This is a genomic window from Streptomyces sp. NPDC025618, assembly GCF_055558795.1.
Window position 1 is genome coordinate 89,085 of the sequence record NZ_JBVHLW010000018.1, and the last position, 20,182, is coordinate 109,266.

23 protein-coding genes are annotated in these 20,182 nt (G+C 70.4%); 12 read left to right on the top strand and 11 right to left on the bottom strand.

The genetic code is table 11. From position 1 onward, the window contains the following. Positions 1–79 precede the first annotated feature (79 nt). The 4 genes from ACZ4A5_RS17520 to ACZ4A5_RS17535 all read right to left on the bottom strand — a co-directional run bounded on the left by ACZ4A5_RS17520 (position 80) and on the right by ACZ4A5_RS17535 (position 2,705). Complete coding sequence (locus ACZ4A5_RS17520; protein WP_467584127.1) at positions 80–556, bottom strand: MarR family winged helix-turn-helix transcriptional regulator; 477 nt, start codon at positions 554–556, stop codon at positions 80–82. A gap of 99 nt (positions 557–655) precedes the next feature. Beyond that, positions 656–1,420: an AIM24 family protein gene (locus ACZ4A5_RS17525; RefSeq protein ID WP_467584033.1), complete on the bottom strand. Its 765-nt coding sequence runs from the start codon at positions 1,418–1,420 to the stop codon at positions 656–658. Then, positions 1,417–2,067 carry an AIM24 family protein gene (locus ACZ4A5_RS17530; RefSeq protein ID WP_467584036.1) on the bottom strand — a complete coding sequence of 217 codons (651 nt, stop codon included), beginning with the start codon at positions 2,065–2,067 and terminating at the stop codon, positions 1,417–1,419. The genes ACZ4A5_RS17525 and ACZ4A5_RS17530 overlap by 4 nt, the downstream gene beginning before the upstream one ends. Further along, positions 2,067–2,705: an AIM24 family protein gene (locus tag ACZ4A5_RS17535; protein ID WP_398873289.1), complete on the bottom strand. Its 639-nt coding sequence runs from the start codon at positions 2,703–2,705 to the stop codon at positions 2,067–2,069. Before ACZ4A5_RS17535 ends, ACZ4A5_RS17530 begins: the two co-directional genes overlap by 1 nt. Before the next feature lie 165 nt (positions 2,706–2,870). On the opposite strand from ACZ4A5_RS17535, the gene ACZ4A5_RS17540 reads away from it, so the two are divergent. After that, complete coding sequence (locus ACZ4A5_RS17540) at positions 2,871–3,215, top strand: DUF3817 domain-containing protein (RefSeq protein WP_467584039.1); 345 nt, start codon at positions 2,871–2,873, stop codon at positions 3,213–3,215. Next, the gene (locus ACZ4A5_RS17545; protein WP_467584042.1) at positions 3,212–3,508 is read left to right on the top strand and encodes an MTH1187 family thiamine-binding protein; all 297 of its coding nucleotides are present in this window, start codon (positions 3,212–3,214) and stop codon (positions 3,506–3,508) included. Before ACZ4A5_RS17540 ends, ACZ4A5_RS17545 begins: the two co-directional genes overlap by 4 nt. 75 nt (positions 3,509–3,583) lie before the next feature. Here ACZ4A5_RS17545 and ACZ4A5_RS17550 read toward each other — a convergent pair whose 3' ends face one another. Genes ACZ4A5_RS17550 through ACZ4A5_RS17560 form a run of 3 tightly spaced genes read right to left on the bottom strand, consistent with a single transcriptional unit; the run spans position 3,584 to position 6,557 of the window. Further along, positions 3,584–4,168, bottom strand: coding sequence for an HD domain-containing protein (locus tag ACZ4A5_RS17550; protein ID WP_467584044.1), 585 nt, complete (start codon positions 4,166–4,168; stop codon positions 3,584–3,586). A gap of 16 nt (positions 4,169–4,184) precedes the next feature. Continuing rightward, complete coding sequence (locus ACZ4A5_RS17555; RefSeq protein WP_467584047.1) at positions 4,185–4,919, bottom strand: hypothetical protein; 735 nt, start codon at positions 4,917–4,919, stop codon at positions 4,185–4,187. 33 nt (positions 4,920–4,952) lie between these two features. Continuing rightward, complete coding sequence (locus ACZ4A5_RS17560) at positions 4,953–6,557, bottom strand: ABC-F family ATP-binding cassette domain-containing protein (protein WP_467584050.1); 1,605 nt, start codon at positions 6,555–6,557, stop codon at positions 4,953–4,955. 315 nt (positions 6,558–6,872) lie between these two features. Here ACZ4A5_RS17560 and ACZ4A5_RS17565 point away from each other — a divergent pair, with 315 nt between their 5' ends. Further along, the gene (locus ACZ4A5_RS17565; protein ID WP_467584053.1) at positions 6,873–7,475 is read left to right on the top strand and encodes an RNA polymerase sigma factor; all 603 of its coding nucleotides are present in this window, start codon (positions 6,873–6,875) and stop codon (positions 7,473–7,475) included. Positions 7,476–7,579: 104 nt separating this feature from the next. After that, a complete protein-coding gene (locus ACZ4A5_RS17570) occupies positions 7,580–8,161 on the top strand; it encodes a hypothetical protein (protein WP_467584056.1) in 582 nt (193 codons plus the stop codon). 225 nt (positions 8,162–8,386) lie between these two features. Here ACZ4A5_RS17570 and ACZ4A5_RS17575 read toward each other — a convergent pair whose 3' ends face one another. The 3 genes from ACZ4A5_RS17575 to ACZ4A5_RS17585 all read right to left on the bottom strand — a co-directional run bounded on the left by ACZ4A5_RS17575 (position 8,387) and on the right by ACZ4A5_RS17585 (position 11,729). Next, a complete protein-coding gene (locus ACZ4A5_RS17575) occupies positions 8,387–8,659 on the bottom strand; it encodes a hypothetical protein (protein WP_467584059.1) in 273 nt (90 codons plus the stop codon). A gap of 573 nt (positions 8,660–9,232) precedes the next feature. Continuing rightward, on the bottom strand, positions 9,233–10,156 hold the full coding sequence (locus tag ACZ4A5_RS17580) for an ALF repeat-containing protein (protein ID WP_467584062.1): 924 nt from the start codon (positions 10,154–10,156) through the stop codon (positions 9,233–9,235). A 139-nt stretch (positions 10,157–10,295) separates the two neighbouring features. Next, a complete protein-coding gene (locus tag ACZ4A5_RS17585; RefSeq protein WP_467584064.1) occupies positions 10,296–11,729 on the bottom strand; it encodes an amino acid permease in 1,434 nt (477 codons plus the stop codon). A 113-nt stretch (positions 11,730–11,842) separates the two neighbouring features. Between ACZ4A5_RS17585 and ACZ4A5_RS17590 the strand changes: the two genes are divergently transcribed. The 5 genes from ACZ4A5_RS17590 (at position 11,843) to ACZ4A5_RS17610 (ending at position 16,298) form a co-directional block, all read left to right on the top strand. Then, positions 11,843–13,105 carry an MFS transporter gene (locus ACZ4A5_RS17590; RefSeq protein ID WP_467584130.1) on the top strand — a complete coding sequence of 421 codons (1,263 nt, stop codon included), beginning with the start codon at positions 11,843–11,845 and terminating at the stop codon, positions 13,103–13,105. A 23-nt stretch (positions 13,106–13,128) separates the two neighbouring features. Next, the gene (locus ACZ4A5_RS17595; RefSeq protein WP_467584067.1) at positions 13,129–13,476 is read left to right on the top strand and encodes a hypothetical protein; all 348 of its coding nucleotides are present in this window, start codon (positions 13,129–13,131) and stop codon (positions 13,474–13,476) included. Positions 13,477–13,518: 42 nt separating this feature from the next. After that, positions 13,519–14,076 (top strand): MarR family winged helix-turn-helix transcriptional regulator, encoded by a 558-nt coding sequence (locus ACZ4A5_RS17600; RefSeq protein ID WP_467584069.1) that lies wholly within the window; start codon positions 13,519–13,521, stop codon positions 14,074–14,076. 64 nt (positions 14,077–14,140) lie between these two features. Further along, on the top strand, positions 14,141–14,467 hold the full coding sequence (locus ACZ4A5_RS17605) for a DUF3817 domain-containing protein (RefSeq protein ID WP_398873257.1): 327 nt from the start codon (positions 14,141–14,143) through the stop codon (positions 14,465–14,467). A gap of 130 nt (positions 14,468–14,597) precedes the next feature. After that, complete coding sequence (locus tag ACZ4A5_RS17610; RefSeq protein WP_467584072.1) at positions 14,598–16,298, top strand: acyl-CoA mutase large subunit family protein; 1,701 nt, start codon at positions 14,598–14,600, stop codon at positions 16,296–16,298. Between the two features lie 212 nt (positions 16,299–16,510). Here ACZ4A5_RS17610 and ACZ4A5_RS17615 read toward each other — a convergent pair whose 3' ends face one another. Continuing rightward, on the bottom strand, positions 16,511–17,143 hold the full coding sequence (locus ACZ4A5_RS17615; protein WP_467584074.1) for a TetR/AcrR family transcriptional regulator: 633 nt from the start codon (positions 17,141–17,143) through the stop codon (positions 16,511–16,513). A gap of 224 nt (positions 17,144–17,367) precedes the next feature. On the opposite strand from ACZ4A5_RS17615, the gene ACZ4A5_RS17620 reads away from it, so the two are divergent. The 3 genes from ACZ4A5_RS17620 to ACZ4A5_RS17630 all read left to right on the top strand — a co-directional run bounded on the left by ACZ4A5_RS17620 (position 17,368) and on the right by ACZ4A5_RS17630 (position 20,174). Then, positions 17,368–18,339: a tetratricopeptide repeat protein gene (locus ACZ4A5_RS17620; RefSeq protein ID WP_467584077.1), complete on the top strand. Its 972-nt coding sequence runs from the start codon at positions 17,368–17,370 to the stop codon at positions 18,337–18,339. Between the two features lie 573 nt (positions 18,340–18,912). After that, entirely contained in the window at positions 18,913–19,551 is a 639-nt protein-coding gene (locus ACZ4A5_RS17625) for a DUF6230 family protein (protein WP_467584080.1), read from the top strand. Positions 19,552–19,667: 116 nt separating this feature from the next. Next, a complete protein-coding gene (locus ACZ4A5_RS17630; RefSeq protein WP_467584083.1) occupies positions 19,668–20,174 on the top strand; it encodes a DUF6114 domain-containing protein in 507 nt (168 codons plus the stop codon). Positions 20,175–20,182 lie beyond the last annotated feature (8 nt).

Below are 20,182 nucleotides of genomic sequence, written 5' to 3' on the forward strand. Positions count from 1 at the left end.
GGGTTCGAATCGATTTCTCCCGCACGAGTGAAGCAACGGGGTGTGCCGCCGAAGGCAACGCACCCCGTTCGCCCGTCTGTCAGGCGCGGCCGCGTGCCGCGCGCAAGTGCTGGGCCACCGGCGCCAGCGAGCCGTACAGCGCCTTCAGGTCCGACTCGCCGAGCAGGTCGATGAAGTGCTCGCGGACGGACGCGACATGGTGCGGCGCGACCTTCCGCATCGTCTCCCAGCCCTGTTCGGTGAGGACGGCATACAGGCCGCGCCGGTCCGACTCGCAGTTCTCGCGGCGGACCAGGCCCGCGTTCTCCATGCGGGTGATCTGGTGGGAGAGCCTGCTCTTCGACTGGAGCGTGGCCGTCGCGAGGTCGCTCATCCGCATCCGGTGGTCGTCGGACTCCGAGAGGTTCACCAGGATCTCGTAGTCGTTGTTGGTGAGGCCGAAAGGCTGGAGATCCCTTTCTAGCTGATGCATCAGCAGCCGGCTGACGTCCAGATGGGCGCGCCAGGCGCGCTGTTCCTCTTCGCTGAGCCAGCGAGTGCCGTTCTCGGTGTCCATAGACATAGAGGAATTCTACCTAAGAAAGTTGAATACTGAACCAGTATGGAGTGCGGGCGCGAGGTCAAGCGTTCGACGTCACACTCCGCAGAGTACCGCTCACAGCCCGAAGCGGCGCTGGAGGTCCCCCAGCTGACCTGGCATGCGCGGCATAGATGGCTGATTCTGCGGGCTTGCGGGCGGGACCCCGTCCTGCTCAGGGTTCCCACCCGTGGGAATTTCAGCCATCAACTGTTCCGTGGACTGGAGCAGCACCGTACCGGCGCCGACGAACTCGAATTGGTGCTCTTCTCCCGATGTGCCGCCGAGCCCGGTCCAGGCGCGTACGCCGCCGAGCACGCCCTTCAGGTACTGGTGGTCGTAGTGGTGGCAGGGCGAGGGGCAGTCGGCCCAGCCGACGAGGGCCTGGGGATCGACGCGGATCGGGGGTTCGGCGAAGACGACCGGACCGTTGGAGGCGGCCACGAATTTGCCGGTGCCGATCAGCGTGAGGAAGCCGGGGATGATCGACTGCTTGAGGGAGAGGGAGGGCTGGAAGGCGAGCAGATTGCCCGAGCGGACGGTGAGGTTGCCGTCCTCGAGGTCGTAGGAATTGACGTCGAAGGAGCGGTCCGCGAGCAGCATCCTGCCCCGGCCCTCGGCGACCACCCAGTCGGCGGCGTGCAGCGGGCTGTGGAAGCTGGAGCGGATGAGCGCGTCCAGATAGCCGTGGCCGATGCCGTGGAATTCGATGCGCCCGTAATAGGCGATCATCTTCCCCTTCTGGAGGAACCACTGGCCGTCGAGGTCCACGCTGAAGGCGTACGGATTGACGTTGTCGTCGACCGGGAGCGTATGCGCGTCGTAGATGACCGGGCCGTTCACAGCTTCTCCTCGGATGCCTGTACATAGACCGTGCCCTGGCCCGAGAGTTCGAGCTGAAAGGCTTCTCCGGACCCGCGTCCGACCATTTCGCGCCAGCCGATAGCGGCGGACAGCTTGTTGCGTACGTCGCCGCGGTGGGCGACGTACGCCTGCGGGTCGACGTGGACCGGGCGCTGTGGGGTGATCGGCAGCTCGATGAAGCCGCCGTGGGCCATGACCGCGACGTCGCCCTTGCCCTTGAGCGTCGTGGTGAACAGGCCCTGCCCCGTGACCTGGCCGCGGACCATGCCCATGACGCCGCCCTGCGAGCCCATGAACATCGTGCCCTGCTGGAGGGAACCGTCGAAGGCGAGGAGACGGTCGGCCTCCACATAGAGCGTCTCGCCGTTGAGCTCGATGATGTGCACGTGGTGGCCGCCGTGGCCGAACATCACCGTGCCGTCGCCCTCGACGGTCATCAGGGGCGTGGCCTCGTTGGCGACGCGGCGGCCGATCATGCTCATGATGCCGCCCTGGCCGCCGGTGATGCTGGGCGTGAAGGAGACGTCGCCCTTGTACGCGAGCATCGCGCCGCGCTGGCTGAACATCCGCTGCCCGGGGACGACGCGGGCCTCGACCATGCGGGAGTTGAGGAGGCGGAAGGGCATCAGAGGTCACCGCCGATGGTGTTGCGCTCGCTGGGCTGGACGTACACCAGGCCGTCGCCCTCGAAGCGGATCTGGAACGCCTCGCCCGACCCCTCGCCGATGAAGGTCCGGAAGTTCACGCCCGACTGGAAGTGCTGCTTGAGCCGGCCGGTGTGCGCGATGTACGCGCCGGGGTCGACCTGGAGCGGCATGTCCGGCGCCACGCGCAGCACGATCGCCGAGCCGTCGGACATGATCGCCGCCTGGCCCGTGCCCTCCACCGTCGTGGTGAAGAGGCCGTTGCCCTGCGAGGCGCCGCGCAGGCCGGTGAAGGTGGTGCCGGTGCGGAGGCCGCCGTCCGTGCAGAGCAGATTGCTCGACTCCACATAGAGCGTCTCGCCGCGCAGCGTCACGAGGTTGATCTCGCTCGCGCGGTCGGCGAAATAGCAGGTGCCGCGGCCCTTCACCTCCATGACCGCCATCTGTTCGCCGGTGAGCCTGCGGGTGACCATGCCACGCAGACCGTCACCGCCACCGGTCATCTTCTTGAACGACATCTCGCCCTCGTACGCGACCATCGCGCCGTTCTTGGCCTTGACCGAATCCCCGGAGAGATCGACAGCGAGAACTTTGCTCCCTTGGAGCCGAAACTGAGCCACGCCCCGACGCTAGCGTCAGCCCCGCCGCTCCGACAGGGCCCGGAGCCCTGAACGGACCCGGATCCGATGATCGACAACGCTGCTGCAAGAATGGCCGCTACAGCTTGTGAATACCCTCACAAGCTGTAGTCGTACCGATACGTCCCGAACCCGAAGGTTGCCCCCGTGGACATCAAGACCGCCACCGCCCTGCGCCGGCTCCGCCTGGTCTCCGCCCCGGAGGCCATTTCCTTCATCGTGCTGCTCGCCTGCTCCGTGCTGAAGCGGACCACGAGCTTCAACGCCGTGCCGGTGATGGGTGTCGTGCACGCGATCCTCTTCCTCCTCTACGTCGTCTTCTGGCTCGACGCCTGGAACAAGACCAAGTGGAGCGTCAAGACCGCCGCCCTCTACTTCGTCCTCTCCGTCCTGCCCACCGGCGGCTTCTTCGCCGAGCGGATGCTGCGCCGGGAGGCCGAGGCGAGCGTCATCGCCGCCCGCGCCCGCAAGGAAGGTACGGTCAGCGCATGATCGTCGCCTTTTCCGTCTCCCCGGTCGGCGCGGGTGAGGACGTCGGTGAGTATGTGGCGGACGCGGTCCGCGTGGTCCGCGAGTCCGGCCTGCCCAACCGCACGGACGCGATGTTCACGTCCATCGAGGGCGAGTGGGACGAGGTCATGGACGTGGTCAAGCGGGCGGTCGCGGCGGTGGAAGCGCGCTGCGGCCGGGTGTCGCTGGTGCTGAAGGCGGACATCCGCGCCGGGGTCACGGGCGGCTTGACGTCGAAGGTCGAGACGGTGGAGCGGTATCTCTCCGAGGGGTGACCTGATCTTCCGGATACGGCCCGGTGCGAAGCGTGTGCTTCGGGCCGGGCCGTATCGCTGTTGTCATGGGCTCATTCAAGCCCCTTGACCCGCCTCGACCGCCGTGAGGTCGGGCTCGCCGAAGCGGGCGCGCAGTTCCTGGAACACGGTGACCTTGTCCCCTCCGAACTTCCGCACGTGCGAGGCGTAGGCGTCGGCGGAGAGGAATCTCGGCGGCGTGGACTTGGTGTGGAACTTGTCCGCGTACATCACCAGCTGTTCCTCGGCGCTCTCGGCCAGATAGTCGGCCACGGGCAGGGGCAGCCCCTGCTCCTGGATGTCGTGCCGGGTGAGGCCGACGCCCGTATGGCACGAACAGAACCGGCACAGGCGCTCCGGAAAGCCTTCCCCGCGAAGGATCTCGTGGCCGAGCACCCCGTGGCGGATGTAGTCGCCGGTGAGCCGGCCGGTGTCGTCGAAGAGCCGGTAGACGCCGATGTCGTGCAGCAGGGCACCCGCGCGCACAAGCTCGGCGTCGAGCCCCTGGCCGTCGCGGGCCAGGAGCTGCTCCGCGACGCGGCAGACGATCTCGCAGTGCGCGTACACGACATCCAGGGCTTCCTGGCTGGGAGCGTACTTCTCGTGCAGGGCGCGTATTTCTTGCGGCGTCGGAAGGGTCACCGCGGCAGCGTAACCCTCAGCGGCCGGGCCCCCGCCCGCCCCGCGTGGTCGCCGCCGTCGTGACGTCCGTCGCCGATTCGACCATGTCCGGGCCGTAGACGTCCGAGTGGATCACCTTCAGCAGGAGACAGAACGTGCCGTCCAGGCCGTGGCGGCGGGCCAGTTCCGTGTGGTGGCGGGTCAGGTAGCGTATGGCGGCCTGGTTGGTGATCGCGCGCTGGCCCGACGCGAGGAAGACCGGGCGGCCGCCCTCGGGGCCGGCCAGGCGGGCGAGGAGGACGTACTCCGCGGTGCCCTTCTCGAGGCGGTACGTCTCGCCGCCGATGGTGAACGCCCCGCCGTCGCGCGCGTTCCCGTGGTCCATGTTCACCTCGACCCCGGGCAGCATCGAGCGCAGGTGCGCCTGTGTGCGCTGGTTCGAGGCCGGGCCTCCCACGCAGAACTCGGTCCGCACGCCGAAGCCCTGGCGAGCGCTGTCGTGCACGACGATGTCGGCCCGCGCGCCGCACTCCTTGATCAGCGCGGACAGTTCGAGCAGCGCGAACGTGTCGTAGCGCGAGACGCCGTGCCCGCTCGCCGTCGGATCCTGATTGACGACGAGCAGGCACTCCGTACCCCCGGGCAGCCCGAAGAACGCCTGCTTGCGCCGCAGCCGCCGCCGCCACACGAAGGACCGGACGAACCATCCGGCGGCCGCGCTGATCCCGCTCGCGAGCAGGCCGAGGACGATGTTGCGTACGTCGTCGTTCATGAGGGCGGAGCTTACGGGTGAGGGCCCCGGCCCTCAGGCCAGGGTCAGCAACTCGCGGTAGTCCTCGTTCCACAAGTCCTCGTCCGCGTCCGGCAGAAGCAGGACGCGGTCCGGCCGGAGGGCGTCGATCGCGCCCTCGTCGTGGGTGACCATGATGATCGCGCCGGGGTAGGCGGCGACCGCGGTCAGGATCTCGGCGCGGGAGGCGGGGTCGAGGTTGTTGGTCGGTTCGTCCAGGAGCAGGACGTTCGCCCCGGAGTGGACCAGGCCGGCCAGGGCCAGCCGGGTCTTCTCGCCGCCGGACAGCACCGCGGCCGGCTTGTCGGCGTCGTCGCCGGTGAAGAGGAACGCGCCCAGCACGCCCCGCACTTCACCGTCCGTGAGATGCGGCGCCGCCGCGGCCAGGTTCTCGCGGACCGTACGGCGGGCGTCGAGCGTCTCGTGCTCCTGGGCGAAGTAGCCCAGCCGCAGCCCGTGCCCGTGGACCACCCGCCCCGAATCCGGCGTCTCCACACCGGCCAGGAGGCGCAACAGGGTCGTCTTGCCCGCGCCGTTGAGGCCGAGGATCACCAGCCGGCCGCCCCGGTCCACGGCCAGGTCCACGCCGCTCAGCACCTGGTGATCGCCGTAGGACTTCGTCAGGGCGACGGCCCCCAGCGGCATCCGCCCGCACGGGGCGGGCTCCGGCAGCCGGATGCGGGCGACCTTCTCCACGCGCCGCGCCGGCTCCAGGTCCGCGAGCATCCGGTCGGCGCGCCGCGCCATGCTCCTGGCCGTCACGGCGGTGGAGGAACGGGCCTTCATCTTGTCCGCCTGCGCGTGCAGCGCGGCCGCCTTGCGTTCCGCCCCGGCCCGCTCGCGGACGCGCCGCCGCTCCTCGGTCTCCCGCTGCGCGAGATACGTCGTCCAGCCGGTGTTGTGGATGTCGATCGTCGCGCGCGTGGCGTCCAGGTGGAAGACCCGGTTGACCACGTCGGAGAGGAGCGACGCGTCGTGGCTGATCACCACGAGACCGCCCCGGTGAGCCGTGAGGAACGTACGCAGCCAGGCGACCGAGTCGGCGTCGAGGTGGTTCGTCGGCTCGTCCAGCAGCAACGTGCCGTCGTGCCCGGCGAAGAGGATGCGGGCGAGCTCCACCCGGCGCCGCTGCCCGCCGGACAGCGCGCCGACCGGCTCGCCCATGACCCGCTCGGGCAGCCCGAGCCCGGCCGCCACCCGCGCGGCCTCGGCCTCGGCCGCGTACCCGCCGCCGGACTGGAAGGCGGCCTCGGCCCTGCCGTACGCGCTCATCGCCCGGGCCAGCGCGGCCGGTCCGGCGGCCTCGGCCATCGCGGCCTCGGCGGCGCGCAGTCCGCGCAGCGCGCGGTCCATGCCGCGGGCGGAGAGGATGCGGTCGGTGACGGTGACTGAGGGGTCCGCCGTACGGGAGTCCTGCGCGAGGAATCCCACCGGCCCGGTGGCGGTGACCGTCCCGGCGGCGGGCCGGGTCCGGCCCGCCAGCGCGGTCATCAGGGTGGTCTTGCCCGCGCCGTTGCGGCCGACGAGGCCGATGCGGTCGCCAGGGGAGACGGTGAAGGAGAGGTCGGTGAGCAGCAGGCGGGCACCCGCGCGCAGCTCGGCACCGCGAACGGTAATCATGAGGTAACGCTCCGAAAAGACTGAAGGACACACTTCTGGCGTGGAAGCGGGTTCCTCAGCTAGGAAATTCGGGGCGTAGACATAGGGCCACGGTAATCGGAAGCCCCGTTGTCGGCCCAACGGTTTTTCGCCCCCGGGGTCGCTGTCACCGGTCGTCGTCGGCTCGTCACTCACCCGTCACCGGTCCGTAGGAATCCCCGAACTCCCGATCGAGGCGCATGCGGGCTGACACTCGCGCGCCCGCCGACGATTCCCCCCTCGCAAGGCCGGAGGGCGCCAAAACCCTCTGATCCGGCATAGCTCAGGAGGCCAGGCATGGCAGCACCATCGGTACCCGAGCCGGAGGGCAAGCAGCCCCGCCACACTCGCCCCGTCATCCCGGCCCAGGTGCCGCGCGTGTTCGACCAGGAGGCGTCTCTCTCCGACGATGTGCTCAAGGAGCTCTACTCACGGGCCTTCCGCTATCTCCGTTCCCGGGGCGTGAACGAGGCGGACGCCGGTGAGATCGCCCAGGAAAGCGTCCTGGCGGCCTGGAAGAAGCGGCCGCCCCTCGGACGGAAGCAGGCCACGGCCCTCGCCGTGACGGTGGCCCACAACAAGTGGGTCGATCTGATCAGGGCGAAAACGCGCCGCCCGGAGTCGTTGACGGATTTCAACGACTGGGACCGGCCGTCCGGCGAGGACGTCGAACTCCTCGCCGAGAACTCGGAACAGGCCCGTGAGGCCGTGAAGATCCTCAAGGAGGTCGTGCCGAGCAAGCGTGAACGGGACGCCTTCGTGATGTGTGAACTCTGGTGTCTGACCAGCAAGGAGGCCGCCTTCCTGCTGGGCGCCCCCTCCGCCGGAGCGGTCCGGACCGCGCTCTCCCAGGCACGGGAGAAGCTCAAGGTCCACCGCGGCGCGCAGAGCGCGGGATAGCCGGGCGGGACAGCCGGGTCGGACGCGTCTCGCGATCACGGTCCACGTGATCGCGGGGCGGGCCTTGCCGGGCTCACGGGGGAATGATCCAGGGGAGAAGCACAATGAACGAACAGAACCGGGACGGTTACAACGACTTCATGGCGGTGCTGAAATCAGTCGATTCCGAGACGGTCGCCGCCGATACCGGAAGCGGGGCGGAGTGGGCCGGGCTCAAGGCCGCCATCCTTTCCCGCGAGGGGCGGGTGCTCTCCTGCGAGGAGGGGACTCTTTCCCGCGAGGAGGGGACCCCTTCCCGCGAGGAGCGGGGCTCTTCCCGCGAGGAGCGGGAGGAGCAGGGGGAGACGGCGGACGAGGAAGCGGTGTCCGACGAACCGGCCGTAGTCCCTTCTCCCCCTCCCGCCCTTTCCGCGGGCCAGCTGACCGCACACCTGGCGCCCCTTGTCGTGCTCGCGGTGGGTGTCATGGCCTGGACGACATTCCAGTGGATGTGGGTCCGGATCGTCGGCGTCGGCCTGATCCTCCTGGCCTTTCTCGGCAACGACCTGCTGCGCCTGCTCAAGGACTACCGCGCGGAACGGCGGCCGGACCGGGGGACACGGCGGCGTACGGGCATGGCGGCCTCGGCGCTCACGGCGGCGGCGGTCACGGCCGTGGCGTCGGTCGTGCCTGACATCGGGCACTGAGGAAGCGGCGCTCGCTGCTGCCGGCGCTATCGGTGCGGAACATCGGACGGCTGCGATGGGGGTTCGGCCGTCCGATGGTCACGCTGGTCGACATGGCGGCAGGCGCCAAATCCTCTCTGACTCGCATGAGCTGACGTGGCATCAGTCACCAAGTCGCGCCCGGGGCGCATGACCTGATGCGACATCAGGTATGGGAAGCGCCCGGGCCGCATGGGCTGACGGGCATCAGGCGCGGCGGCGCAGCAGCGCCTGGCGGCGCGCCCTGCGCTGCTTCGCCTTCTTGGCGCACCAGCTCGCCGCGCTCATCAGCACCCCGGCGAGCGCGACCCCGGCGGTCGTCATGGGCCCGTCATGCAGCCACGCGTAGTCGTACATCGCGACCCCGGTCGCCACGAGCCCGCCCGCGCCGGACACCGCGCTCGCGAGCACATAGCCGGCGTCGATCCGGCGCTCCAGGACTTCGAGCCGGTCGGTGAGGGCGGTGTCATCCTGTGCCATCGGGGACTCTCCGGTGCGTCGGCGACAAGTCGTGGTCGTGGGGGAATCGCCGGGGGGTGGGGGAGTGTCACTCGCCGCGCGGCTCGGCGGGCGGGTGGGCGCCTGCGGCGGGCTTTTTTCCCTACCCCGCCCCTTCCCGGCTGCGTCTGATGTGCGGCTCCGCGGCGTGGGGCTCCGCTCTGCGCCTGGCTGCGGATCCGTTGCCGCCTGCGGCCGCGTCCTCAAACGCCGGATGGGCTGGAAAGAAAAAGACTGGCGCGCCCGGAAGAGCCACGTGCACCCCAGGCGGGCTGAAAGGACGGGCGTACCCCACAACCGTGAACATGCCCTCCGGTGGGAGGGGGTGGGGTTGGAGGGTGGGGTTCTGGAACGCGGTGCGAGTTCGGGGCACTCCATACGCGAAACGGTGCCCGCACCGCGTTCCAGGTCCTCAGCCCGGAAGACCCGCCCCCGGCACCCACCACCACCCAAGCCCGGCCGGCGATTGAGGCCGCGCCCGAAGGGCGCTCCCGCCGCAGGCGGCAACGGACCCGCGCCCGGGGGCCGGGGTGGGAAACAGAGTGCCGCAGCGCGTCAGCGCTGTGACGTGCGGCGGCGCGTCGCCAGGACCAGGGCCGCGCCCGTCGTGAGAGCGGCCGCCGTGCCGCCGATCGCCCAGGGCGTGGCCGAACCCGCGCCGGTGGAGGCGAGTTCGGTGCTGCCGCCCGCCGGCTGAGCGGCGTTGTCGGAGACGGCGGCGGGCTTCACGACCGCGGGCTTCGGCTTGTCGCCGGTGGCCGACTCGGCGTCCTTGGCCGCGGCCTTGTCCTGGTCGCTCTTGCCCTTCTCGGCCTCCTTGGCCTTCTCCTTCTCCGCCTTCTCCTTGGCCTCCCGGTCGGCCTTGTCCTTGGCGTCCTTGGCGTCCTTCGCCTCCTTGGCCTCCTTGGCTTCCTTCTCGGCCTTCTCCTTGGCCGCGGCCGCGTCCGCCTCGTCCTTGGCGCGGGCCTCGTACTGGCCGACGTCCAGGAAGTGGCGGAGCGCCTCGGGGCTGTCGTCCTTCAGCGCCGCATAGGCCGCCGCTCGCACATGGGAGCCGTGGGCCGCACCGCTGGAGACCTGGGTGACACGCAGGCGCAAGTCCGTCAGGCGGGCGAAGTGCTGCCCGTCCTCCAGGAAGCGGACCCGGTCCTCCGGGCTGCCGTTGAGCGCCGCCTCCGCCGCTTCGCGGAGGGTCGGGCCGGCGCCCTCGAGCATCCTGAAGATGGCGAAGCGGTTGTTCTCGTCGGCCTTCTTCGCGGAGTCCTTCGCGGGCTCCTTCTCCGGCTCCTTGACGGGCTCCTTCGCCCCCTCGTCCTTCGCCTTCGCGTCCGCCTTCGCGTCCTGCTTCGTCTCCGCCGCCGTGTCCGGCGTGGAAACGGTCGTCGGAGCGGTGTCGGCGGCGAACGCCGGAGAGGAGAACAGAACCGCCGGGGCGATCGCGGCAGCCGCGACCACGGCCGAGACTCGGGCCAACTTCATGCGCTGTACCAACTTTTCCTCAGGGAATTGCAAAAGTCCCGATCATCCTATGCCGGACTTGACGTTCTCTTTACTCGGGGGTGGTCCAGCGGCCGGGCCGGGAATTCGGAACCATGATCAAACCCTCGGGCCGGCACGTCTACGAGATCGCGCGCCGCGCACTCCGATTCCGCAGCACCATCCAGCCGATCGCCAGCAGTACCACCCACACGCCCATCACATACAGCGCCACCCGGCTGTCGGAACTCCAGGCGATGAGCACGGTCACCAGGGCGAAGAAGGCGAGCGCGAGCCAATTCGTATAAGGAGCACCCGGCATGCGGTAGGGCGACGGCTCCGCCCCGCCCGCGGCGACGGCGCGGCGATAGCGCATGTGCGTCACCAGAATGATGCTCCAGACGAGGATCGCGCCGCCGGTGGAAACCGACGTGATGTAGGTGAACGCGTGGTCGGGGTCGAGCGCGTTGATGAGCACGCCGACTCCCATGGTCACCGCCGAGACCGCCAGCGCCGGTGCCGGGACGCCCCGCCCCGTCAGCTTGGCCAGCGCCTTCGGCGCGTGGCCGTTGACCGAGGCCGTACGCAGCATGCGTGCCGTGGAGTAGAGGCCGCCCGCGTTGCAGGAGGAGAGGGCCGCGGTGAGCACGATGAAATTGACGATGCCCGCGGCCGCCGGAATTCCGATCTTGGCGAAGGCGGCGACGAACGGGCTGACGCCCGGGTGGAATTCGGTCCAGCTGACCACGGAGAGGATCACGAGCAGCGTGCCGATGTAGAACAGGCCGAAGCGCAGCGGAAGGCTGTTGATCGCCCGCGGGATGTTCTTCCGCGGGTTCTCCGCCTCACCCGCGGTGACACCGACGAGTTCCACGCCGAGATAGGCGAAGAGGACGATCTGGAGCGTCATCAGGGAGCTGTGCGCGCCGTGGGGAGCGATGCCGCCGTCCTGCCACAGATGGGTCACCGAGGCGGTTTTCCCGACGTCGCCGAAACCGATGAGGAGCACCCCGAGCCCGACCAGGATCATGCCGACGATCGCGACGACCTTGACGAGGGCGAACCAGAATTCCAGCTCGCCGAACGCCTTCACCGAGATGAGGTTGACGGCGAGCAGGACGACGAGAGAGACCAGGGCCGTCTGCCATTGCTCGATCCCGGGGAACCAGTACTTCACGTACTGCCCGGCGGCGGTGATCTCGGCCATGCCGGTCGTGACCCACATGATCCAGTAGGTCCACGCGGTGGCGTATCCCCAGAAGGGCCCGAGGAACTCCCGCGCGTATTCGGCGAAACTGCCCGCCACGGGCTTGTGGGTGAGCAGCTCGCCGAGTGCGCGCATGACGAAGAGGAGCACGACGCCGGCGACGGCGTACCAGATGATGAGGCTGGGCCCGGCCTGGGATATCGCGGTTCCCGCGCCGAGGAAGAGGCCGGTCCCGATCGTGCCGCCGATGGCGATCATCTGGATCTGCCGGGACCCCAGGCCGCGCTGGTAGCCCTCGGCGGATTCGCCCTCCGCCGCCCGGCTGTCCGCGCCTTTCGCTGTGGTTTCGCCCGTTGTCGGTGGCTGCATCCACGGAACCCTTCTCGTATGGATCTTGGGCTCGCGACCCTAGGTACCGATACGGGTGGCGACAAGTCGCTTTCGGTCCGGCGGAGCCCGCTCCTTCGTCTCCGGCCGAAACTCTGGGCCTTCGGCGGCGCCCTCGCCACGCTCGCGTCATGGCCACCACTTCGCGGAGTGTCAGTGCCGCCTCGCGCGGCTATCGCGCCGTGTTCGGCGTGCGGGAGTTCCGGGTTGTCTTCGCGGCGCATCTGCTGTCGCTGCTCGGGATCGTCGTCGGGGAGATCGCGCTGTCCGTGCTCGTCTACCGCCTGACGGGGTCGCCGCTCATGACCTCGCTGACCTTCGCGCTCGGCTTCCTGCCGTATCTCGTGGGCGGGACACTGCTGTCGGGGATCGCCGACCGCTACCCCGCGCGGCGCGTCCTCGTCGTCTGCGACCTCCTCTGCGCGACCGGCGCCGCCGCCATGGCCCTGCCCGCCACGCCCGTCGCGGGGCTGCTCGTGCTGCGGTGTCTGAACGCCGCGGTCGGGCCCGTGTTCTCCGGGACGCGGGCGGCGACGCTGGGGGAGGTGCTCGGCACGGGCGATCTGTTCGTCCTGGGGCGGTCGTTGATCCGGCTGGTCTCGCAAGGGGCGCAGGTCGCGGGCTTCGGCGTGGGCGGGCTGCTGCTCACCGCCGTGTCGCCGCGCGCCGCCCTGCTCGCCACCGCCGCCGGATTCCTCGCCTCCGCCCTGCTGCTGCGCCTGGGGACCCGGCGGCGGCCGGGGCGGACTGCGCGGGACGGCGCGCTGCTGACGGCCTCGCTGTCCGGGCTGCGGGAGGTCTTCGGGCGGCGCCGCGTACGGGCGCTGCTCCTGTTGTCCTGGACACCGCCGTTCTTCCTGGTCGCTCCCGAGGCGCTCGCCGCTCCGTACGCGGACCGCGCGGGGGCCGGACCGGTCGGCCTGGGGCTGCTGTTGTGCGGGATGCCGGTGGGGTCGATCGTCGGCGAGGTGCTCGCGGGCTCGCTGCTCGGCCCGCGCGGCCGGGAGCGCGTCGTGCTGCCGGTGGCGGCCGTGCTGCTGCTCCCCTTTCTCCTCTACGCGGTGCGGCCCCCGCTCGGCCTCGCCCTGCCGGCCGTCGCCCTCGCGGGCATGGGGATGGCGTACACCCTGGGCCTGGACCAGTGGTTCGTCGCCGCCGTGCCGGACGAACTGCGCGGCCGCGCGATGACCGTGCAGACGGCGGGCACGATGACCCTCCAGGGCCTGGGCATGGCACTCGCGGGCGCGGCCGCCGAGGCCGTGCCGGTGCACGACGTGGTGGCGGGGACCGGCGTGCTGGGTACGGTCGTGGTGGGAGCGGTGATCCGCGGTGTCGTACGCTCGCTTCCCAGCAAATGATCTTCAGGGGGAGGGAGTCGCCGGTGTTCGGTGGAGGCAAGCGGAGCCCGCAGGTGCTCGTGCTGCGCGATTCACAGGCGATCGCCGAGGCCGTGCGCGAGGCGCTGGCCGGCGCGAGCGACGAGCAGCGGCCGGGCCTCGAGCTGGCCGCCGGGCTGATCGCCCGGTACGCCGAGCGGCCCGACCGCGAGCTGCGGGCGGAATGGGCGCGCGGCGTCCTCGCCGAGGCGGGCGTCGACCCCCGCACCCACGAGGTGCACGCGGTCAAGGCGGTGCGCCAGGCCCGGCCCGGCCTCGGCCTCGTGGAGGCCCTGCAATTCGTGCGCGAGGCCAAGGAGGAAGGGCCCGGCGGAGCCACGTCCGGAGCGTGAGATGACGGTGACCACGATGTGACCGGAGGGTAGGCTCGACGCGTGCCGAAGCCGCTCAGCCTCTCCTTCGATCCCATCGCCCGCGCCGACGAGCTCTGGAAGCAGCGCTGGGGGTCCGTGCCGTCCATGGCCGCGATCACCTCGATCATGCGCGCGCACCAGATCCTGCTCGGCCAGGTCGACGCGGTCGTCAAGCCGTACGGGCTGACCTTCGCGCGCTACGAGGCGCTGGTGCTGCTCACCTTCAGCCGGGCCGGCGAACTGCCGATGTCCAAGATCGGCGAGCGCCTGATGGTGCACCCGACCTCGGTGACCAACACCGTCGACCGCCTGGTGGTCTCCGGCCTCGTCGCCAAGCGGCCCAACCCCAACGACGGGCGCGGCACGCTCGCCTCGATCACCGAGAAGGGCCGGCAGGTCGTCGAGGACGCCACCCGCGACCTGATGGCGATGGACTTCGGGCTCGGGGCGTACGACGCGGAGCAGTGCGGCGCGATCTTCGACATGCTGCGCCCGCTGCGGGTGGCGGCGGCGGACTTCGCGGACGACGCGTCGAAGGACGCGACCGGGGACCGGGAGGACGATCTCACGGACGGGTGACACCTTCCGGCGCGCGCCGGGGGTGGCGAAGATCGCCCCGGATCGGGCGGTTACGCTCGTGGGCATGAAACAAAGCGTGCTGACCCGCTACCGCGTCTTGGCGTACATCACGGGTGTGCTGCTGATCCTCCTGACGATCGGCATGATCGCGAAGTACGGGCTGGACATGGACGTCTCGGGTCCGGTCCGCGTCATCGCCATCGCGCACGGCTGGCTCTACGTCCTCTATCTGGTCTTCGCCTTCGACATGGCCTCCAAGGCCAAGTGGCCGTTCGGCAGGCTGGTGTGGGTGCTCATCGCCGGCACCATCCCGACGGCCGCGTTCTTCGTCGAGCGCAAGGCCACCCGCGACCTGGAGCCGCTCGTCGCGGAGGCCGCCGCCACCGCCTGACGCGAGACGCGTGGACCCGCGCGCCACGCGCACAGCCCCGGACACCCTTGTGTTCGGGGCTTTCTTGCGCGACCATTTACTAGGACGTCCTAGTAAATTCGCCGGGGCGCGGAGAGGTGGTTCGGAGTACATGGACGCAGAGTCGATCGAGGCAGGGCGCGGCCGCTGGCAGGCGCGGTACGACAAGGCCCGCAAGCGGGACGCGGACTTCACCACGCTCTCCGGCGACCCGGTCGAGCCCGTCTACGGCCCGCGCCCCGGCGACGCGTACGAGGGCTTCGAGCGGATCGGCTGGCCGGGGGAGTATCCCTTCACGCGCGGCCTGCACCCCACGGGCTACCGCGGCCGCACCTGGACCATCCGCCAGTTCGCCGGCTTCGGCAACGCCGAGCAGACCAACGAGCGGTACAAGATGATCCTCGCCGCCGGCGGCGGGGGGCTCTCCGTCGCCTTCGACATGCCGACGCTCATGGGCCGCGACTCCGACGACCCCCGCTCCCTCGGCGAGGTCGGGCACTGCGGCGTCGCCATCGACTCCGCGGCCGACATGGAGGTCCTCTTCAAGGACATCCCGCTCGGCGACGTCACCACCTCGATGACGATCAGCGGGCCCGCCGTCCCCGTCTTCTGCATGTATCTCGTGGCCGCCGAGCGGCAGGGCATCGACCCGGCCGTCCTCAACGGCACGCTCCAGACGGACATCTTCAAGGAGTACATCGCGCAGAAGGAGTGGCTCTTCCCGCCGGAGCCCCACCTGCGGCTCATAGGGGATCTCATGGAGCACTGCACCAGCTCCATCCCCGCCTACAAACCGCTCTCCGTCTCCGGTTACCACATCCGCGAGGCGGGCGCGACGGCCGCGCAGGAGCTGGCGTACACCCTCGCCGACGGCTTCGGCTATGTCGAGCTCGGCCTGAGCCGGGGCCTGGACGTCGACACCTTCGCCCCCGGCCTCTCCTTCTTCTTCGACGCGCACCTCGACTTCTTCGAGGAGATCGCCAAGTTCCGCGCCGCCCGCCGCATCTGGGCGCGCTGGATGCGCGACACCTACGGCGCGAAGACCGACAAGGCGCAGTGGCTGCGCTTCCACACCCAGACGGCAGGCGTCTCGCTCACCGCCCAGCAGCCGTACAACAACGTCGTCCGCACCGCCGTGGAAGCCCTCTCCGCCGTGCTCGGCGGCACCAACTCGCTGCACACCAACGCCCTCGACGAGACCCTCGCCCTCCCCAGCGAACAGGCCGCGGAGATCGCGCTGCGCACGCAGCAGGTGCTGATGGAGGAGACCGGCATCGTCAACGTCGCGGACCCGCTGGGCGGTTCGTGGTACGTGGAGCAGCTCACCGACCGCATCGAGGCCGACGCCGAGAAGATCTTCGACCAGATCAAGGAGCGCGGCGCGCGGGCCGTGCCGAACGGCGCGCACCCCATAGGGCCCATGACCTCCGGCATCCTGCGGGGCATCGAGGACGGCTGGTTCACCGGCGAGATCGCCGAGAGCGCCTTCCGCTACCAGCAGGCCCTGGAGAAGGGCGACAAGCGGGTCGTGGGCGTCAACTGCCACCACGGCTCGGTGACCGGCGACCTGGAGATCCTGCGCGTCAGCCATGAGGTCGAGCGGGAGCAGGTCCGCGTGCTGGCCGGGCGGAAGGCCGCGCGGGACGACGCCAAGGTGACGGCGGCGCTCAAGGAGATGCTGGACGCCGCGCGGTCCGGGGCGAACATGATCGCGCCGATGCTCGACGCGGTGCGCGCCGAAGCGACGCTGGGCGAGATCTGCGACGTCCTCCGCGAGGAGTGGGGGACGTACACGGAGCCGGCGGGCTTCTAGGTTTTCGCCCCAGTCCCGCCCCTTGCCGAAACTGGGGCGCGTGCCCCAGACCCCCGAGTGCGAGCCGGTTCGCCGCCTGCGGCGGGAGCGCCCTGCGGGCGCGGCCTCAAACGCCGGACGGGCTGATTTTCAGCCCGTCCGGCGTTTGAGGACACCGCGCGAAGCGCGGTCAGGGGGCTGGGGCACAGCCCCCCACGCGGCGGAGCCGCGCATCAGACGCGGCCGGGAAGGGGCAGGACCGGGGACAAGCCGCCCACCAGCAGCGTGGTGAAGCCGCGTGCCCACTCCTCGTCCACCGGTTCCGCGCTGACAAGCGCACGATGCACCACCGCTCCGGCGATCACGTCGAAGATCAGGTCCGCGTTGCGGGCGGCCGCCGCCGCGTCCTCCTCCGCCGGGAGCTCGCCGCGCTCCTGCGCCCGCTCCCGTCCGAGCAGGACGAGCCGCTTCTGCCGGTCCACGATCGCGCAGCGGATCCGCGCGCGCAGCGCGTCGTCCCGCGTGGACTCGGCGACCACGGCCATCAGCGCCGTCTTCGTCTCCGGCCGCTCCAGCAGCGCGGCGAAGCGCAGCACCACGCCCTCGATGTCGGCCGCGAGGCTGCCGGAGTCGGGCAGCTCCAGGTGCTCGTCGAAGAGCGCCGCCACCGCGTCCACGACCAGCTCGCTCTTGCCCGCCCAGCGGCGGTAGAGCGTCGTCTTGGCGACGCCCGCGCGGGCCGCGACGTCGCCCATGGTCAGCTTCCCCCAGCCGAGTTCGACCAGGGCGGCGCGCGTCGCGTCGAGTATCGCCCGGTCGGCCTCGGTGCTGCGGGGGCGGCCCGTACGGGCGCGGGCGGAATTCATAGCCGCGACCTTACCGCCGAGTAGCCAAGCCGGTATGAGCCAGATCACGCAAAGACCTGGGGGTGCCCCATTGCGAGCGACCGGCTTCCAGTTACGCTACGACTCGTAGCGAAAGAGCGACAACCACAGGTGCCGGGTGGGGACCCGGTGCCGGAGCAGACGCTACGAGCGCCGTACGACGGCGCGCTTTTCCGATCGCCGTGCCGAGGGGGGAGGATAGGCCCATGCAGCCACGGAACATGTCCATGAGTGGAGTGGTCGACCTCGCCGCGGTGAAGGCCGCCGGGGAAGCCAAGCAGAAGGCGGAGCAGGCCCGTGCCGAGGCCGCCCGTCAGGGCGGCGCGCCCGCCGCCGGTGCCCAGCGCCTGGTCTTCGACGTCGACGAGGCCGGCTTCGAGGCGGAGGTGCTCCAGCGCTCCGCCGAGGTGCCCGTCGTCATCGACTTCTGGGCCGACTGGTGCGAGCCGTGCAAGCAGCTCGGCCCGCTGCTGGAGCGGCTGGCCGCGGAGTACGCCGGCCGGTTCGTGCTCGCCAAGATCGATGTCGAGGCCAACCAGCTCCTCTTCCAGCAGTTCGGCGTCCAGTCCATCCCCGCGGTCTTCGCCGTGGTGGCCGGGCAGGCCCTGCCGCTCTTCCAGGGTGCCGCGCCCGAGGCGCAGATCCGGCAGGTGCTGGACCAGCTCATCCAGGTCTCGGAGGAGCGCTTCGGGATCGTCGGCGCCCCGGCGGAGCCGGGTGCCGCCGAGGCGGCAGCGGCGGCGCCGGCGGCCCCCGCGGGCCCGCACGACAGCGCCCTGGGCCTGGCCCACGACGCGCTGGACGCGGGAGACCTGGGCGGCGCCGTGCGGGCGTACAGGAACGTGCTGTCCGACGACCCGGGCAACGCCGAGGCCAAGCTGGGTCTCGCGCAGGCCGAACTGCTCCAGCGCGTCCAGGAGATGGACCCCCAGCAGGTCCGCAAGGCCGCCGCCGAGGGCCCGGCCGATGTGCCGGCGCAGATCGCCGCGGCCGACCTCGACCTGGTCGGCGGGCATGTGGAGGACGCGTTCGGCCGGCTGCTCGACGTGATCAAGCGGACCGCCGGTGAGGACCGCGACGCCGCGCGCGTGCGGCTGCTGGAGCTCTTCGAGGTGATCGGGGCGGATGATCCGCGGGTGGGTGCCGCGCGTACGGCACTGTCGCGCGCGCTGTTCTGACGGAACCTCCTTCTCCTGTGCCACAGGCGGCACGGGCTGCCGCGCTTTGCCAAAACTTGGTAATTGCGGGGCTGGTTACTGCGAGTAAGAAAAACCCGGGCATTCGCCCGGGTTTTTTCGTATGCCTCCCGTTCCTTCCGCGCACGGTGCGACACCCTCCCGGCACGGGTCGATGCGGTGTGGACCTCCCTTGGTTATCCGCCCGTTACTCGCTAGTAATGAACCTCTTGTGCCCCGGCCGCGAATGGACCACGATCGGCCAAGCTCGGTCCATTCCCTTACCCGGCAGCCGGTCGGTGTGCGGAGGTGGGTCCCCACCGGGCGGGCCGTCCCGCGACCGGGGCGGCTCGGGGACAGGGGGGTCCCGGCCGTCAACGGCAGGGCCTGTCCCGGCGGTTGCGCGAACGCGTGGCCAGTGGTTGTCGCTCGGGGGTGATCGCCGGTGCCGTCGGAGGCGTTTCGCGCCGCCGGGTGCGGCGGCGCTCTCCTTTCCGAGGACGTAGCACTTCTCCCATCCCGGGCCCGGGCCATGAGGTCCCGGCCGGAGATGTACGTCCGAGAAGGAGGAAATCCATGCAGTCCCAGACTCGCGGTGGGACCAGGTGGCGCCGGTTCGCCGTCGTGATGGTGCCCAGTATGGCGGCTACGGCCGCGATCGGTGTGGCGGTGGCGCAGGGAGCGCTGGCGGCCTCGTTCAGCGTTTCCGGCCAGCAGTTCCAGGTGACGGCCGACAAGTTGCACGGCAAGGGCTTCATCCAGTACGGCGCCCTGGATCAGACCAATGCGGGCCAGAAGCCCGTCGCGGTGGTCGGCATCAACACTGCCGAGATCAACGGCCTTTGCCAGGCGGTCAGTGTTCCCACCCCCTTCGGTTTCGACGTGTCGATGACGCTGCAGGCCGGTGGAGGGGGCGAGCAGGTCAAGGCGTCGAAGCTGTACATCGACGCGGACGACATGACCGCCAACGCGACCTTCGGCAACGTCGACATCGGCGTGGACGTGGACCACACGACCCAGGGCCCGGGCCCGGCGGCCGGCAAGGGCGCCGCCGGGGCGCATGTGCCCGGCTCCTTCGCCCAGCAGGCCGAAGAGGTCTGGTTCGACACGGTGGACCAGAAGGCGTGGGCCACCTCGGCGGGCACCTTCACCCTGCCGGGTCTGCACCTGAGCGTCGCCAAGGGCAAGGCCAAGTGCGAGCTGAAGAAGCACTGACGCGCTGAACGGACGGGTGCGGGAAGGGAAGCACGGTCCCGTACCCGTAACCGCGCGCACCGCTCGCCGGACAGCGAGCGAGACGTACCACCGATCGCCCCGAGGAGCCGTACGACATGAGCGCCGACACGCGACCCCGGCCGGCCGGATCATTCGGCCGCGCCCGCCACTCGTTCCGGGAATGGCGCGGGCAGCGCCCCTTCTGGGGCGGGCTGTGGACCCTGCTGGCCGGCATCCCGATCATGTACATCCCGTACCAGACCATGACATTGGGCGACCTGCACATCCGCATGGCCACCACCGCGGGCGCCGGCTCGCTGATCATCGGCGTGCTGCTGATCGTCCTCGGGCTGACGCTCTGGTTCCAGAAACAGTCGCGGATCTTCGCCGGTGTCGCGGCGATCCTGCTCGCGCTGGTGTCGCTGGTGGTGTCCAACTTCGGGGCGTTCCTGGTCGGCTTCCTGCTCGCTCTCATCGGTGGCGCCCTCGGCGTCTCCTGGGTGCCGGGCAAGCCGGCGGCGGAGGCGGAGGAGCCGGAGGGCGGCCCCGCGCCGCGGGACGGTACGCCGCCGTCGGGGCTCAGCCTGCTCAAGGACAGCGACGGGGGGCACAGTGCCGCGTGAGGAGACAC

Bases quoted from the DNA above. Each gene is read 5' to 3' on its own strand.
- ACZ4A5_RS17560 (WP_467584050.1), bottom strand. From the start codon at position 6,557: ATGATTACCGTTCGCGGTGCCGAGCTGCGCGCGGGTGCCCGCCTGCTG.
- ACZ4A5_RS17620 (WP_467584077.1), top strand. From the start codon at position 17,368: ATGCAGCCACGGAACATGTCCATGAGTGGAGTGGTCGACCTCGCCGCG.
- ACZ4A5_RS17570 (WP_467584056.1), top strand. From the start codon at position 7,580: ATGAACGAACAGAACCGGGACGGTTACAACGACTTCATGGCGGTGCTG.
- ACZ4A5_RS17565 (WP_467584053.1), top strand. From the start codon at position 6,873: ATGGCAGCACCATCGGTACCCGAGCCGGAGGGCAAGCAGCCCCGCCAC.
- ACZ4A5_RS17580 (WP_467584062.1), bottom strand. From the start codon at position 10,156: ATGAAGTTGGCCCGAGTCTCGGCCGTGGTCGCGGCTGCCGCGATCGCC.
- ACZ4A5_RS17585 (WP_467584064.1), bottom strand. From the start codon at position 11,729: ATGCAGCCACCGACAACGGGCGAAACCACAGCGAAAGGCGCGGACAGC.
- ACZ4A5_RS17630 (WP_467584083.1), top strand. From the start codon at position 19,668: ATGAGCGCCGACACGCGACCCCGGCCGGCCGGATCATTCGGCCGCGCC.
- ACZ4A5_RS17605 (WP_398873257.1), top strand. From the start codon at position 14,141: ATGAAACAAAGCGTGCTGACCCGCTACCGCGTCTTGGCGTACATCACG.
- ACZ4A5_RS17530 (WP_467584036.1), bottom strand. From the start codon at position 2,067: ATGCCCTTCCGCCTCCTCAACTCCCGCATGGTCGAGGCCCGCGTCGTC.
- ACZ4A5_RS17545 (WP_467584042.1), top strand. From the start codon at position 3,212: ATGATCGTCGCCTTTTCCGTCTCCCCGGTCGGCGCGGGTGAGGACGTC.
- ACZ4A5_RS17610 (WP_467584072.1), top strand. From the start codon at position 14,598: ATGGACGCAGAGTCGATCGAGGCAGGGCGCGGCCGCTGGCAGGCGCGG.
- ACZ4A5_RS17615 (WP_467584074.1), bottom strand. From the start codon at position 17,143: ATGAATTCCGCCCGCGCCCGTACGGGCCGCCCCCGCAGCACCGAGGCC.
- ACZ4A5_RS17520 (WP_467584127.1), bottom strand. From the start codon at position 556: ATGGACACCGAGAACGGCACTCGCTGGCTCAGCGAAGAGGAACAGCGC.
- ACZ4A5_RS17625 (WP_467584080.1), top strand. From the start codon at position 18,913: ATGCAGTCCCAGACTCGCGGTGGGACCAGGTGGCGCCGGTTCGCCGTC.
- ACZ4A5_RS17575 (WP_467584059.1), bottom strand. From the start codon at position 8,659: ATGGCACAGGATGACACCGCCCTCACCGACCGGCTCGAAGTCCTGGAG.
- ACZ4A5_RS17555 (WP_467584047.1), bottom strand. From the start codon at position 4,919: ATGAACGACGACGTACGCAACATCGTCCTCGGCCTGCTCGCGAGCGGG.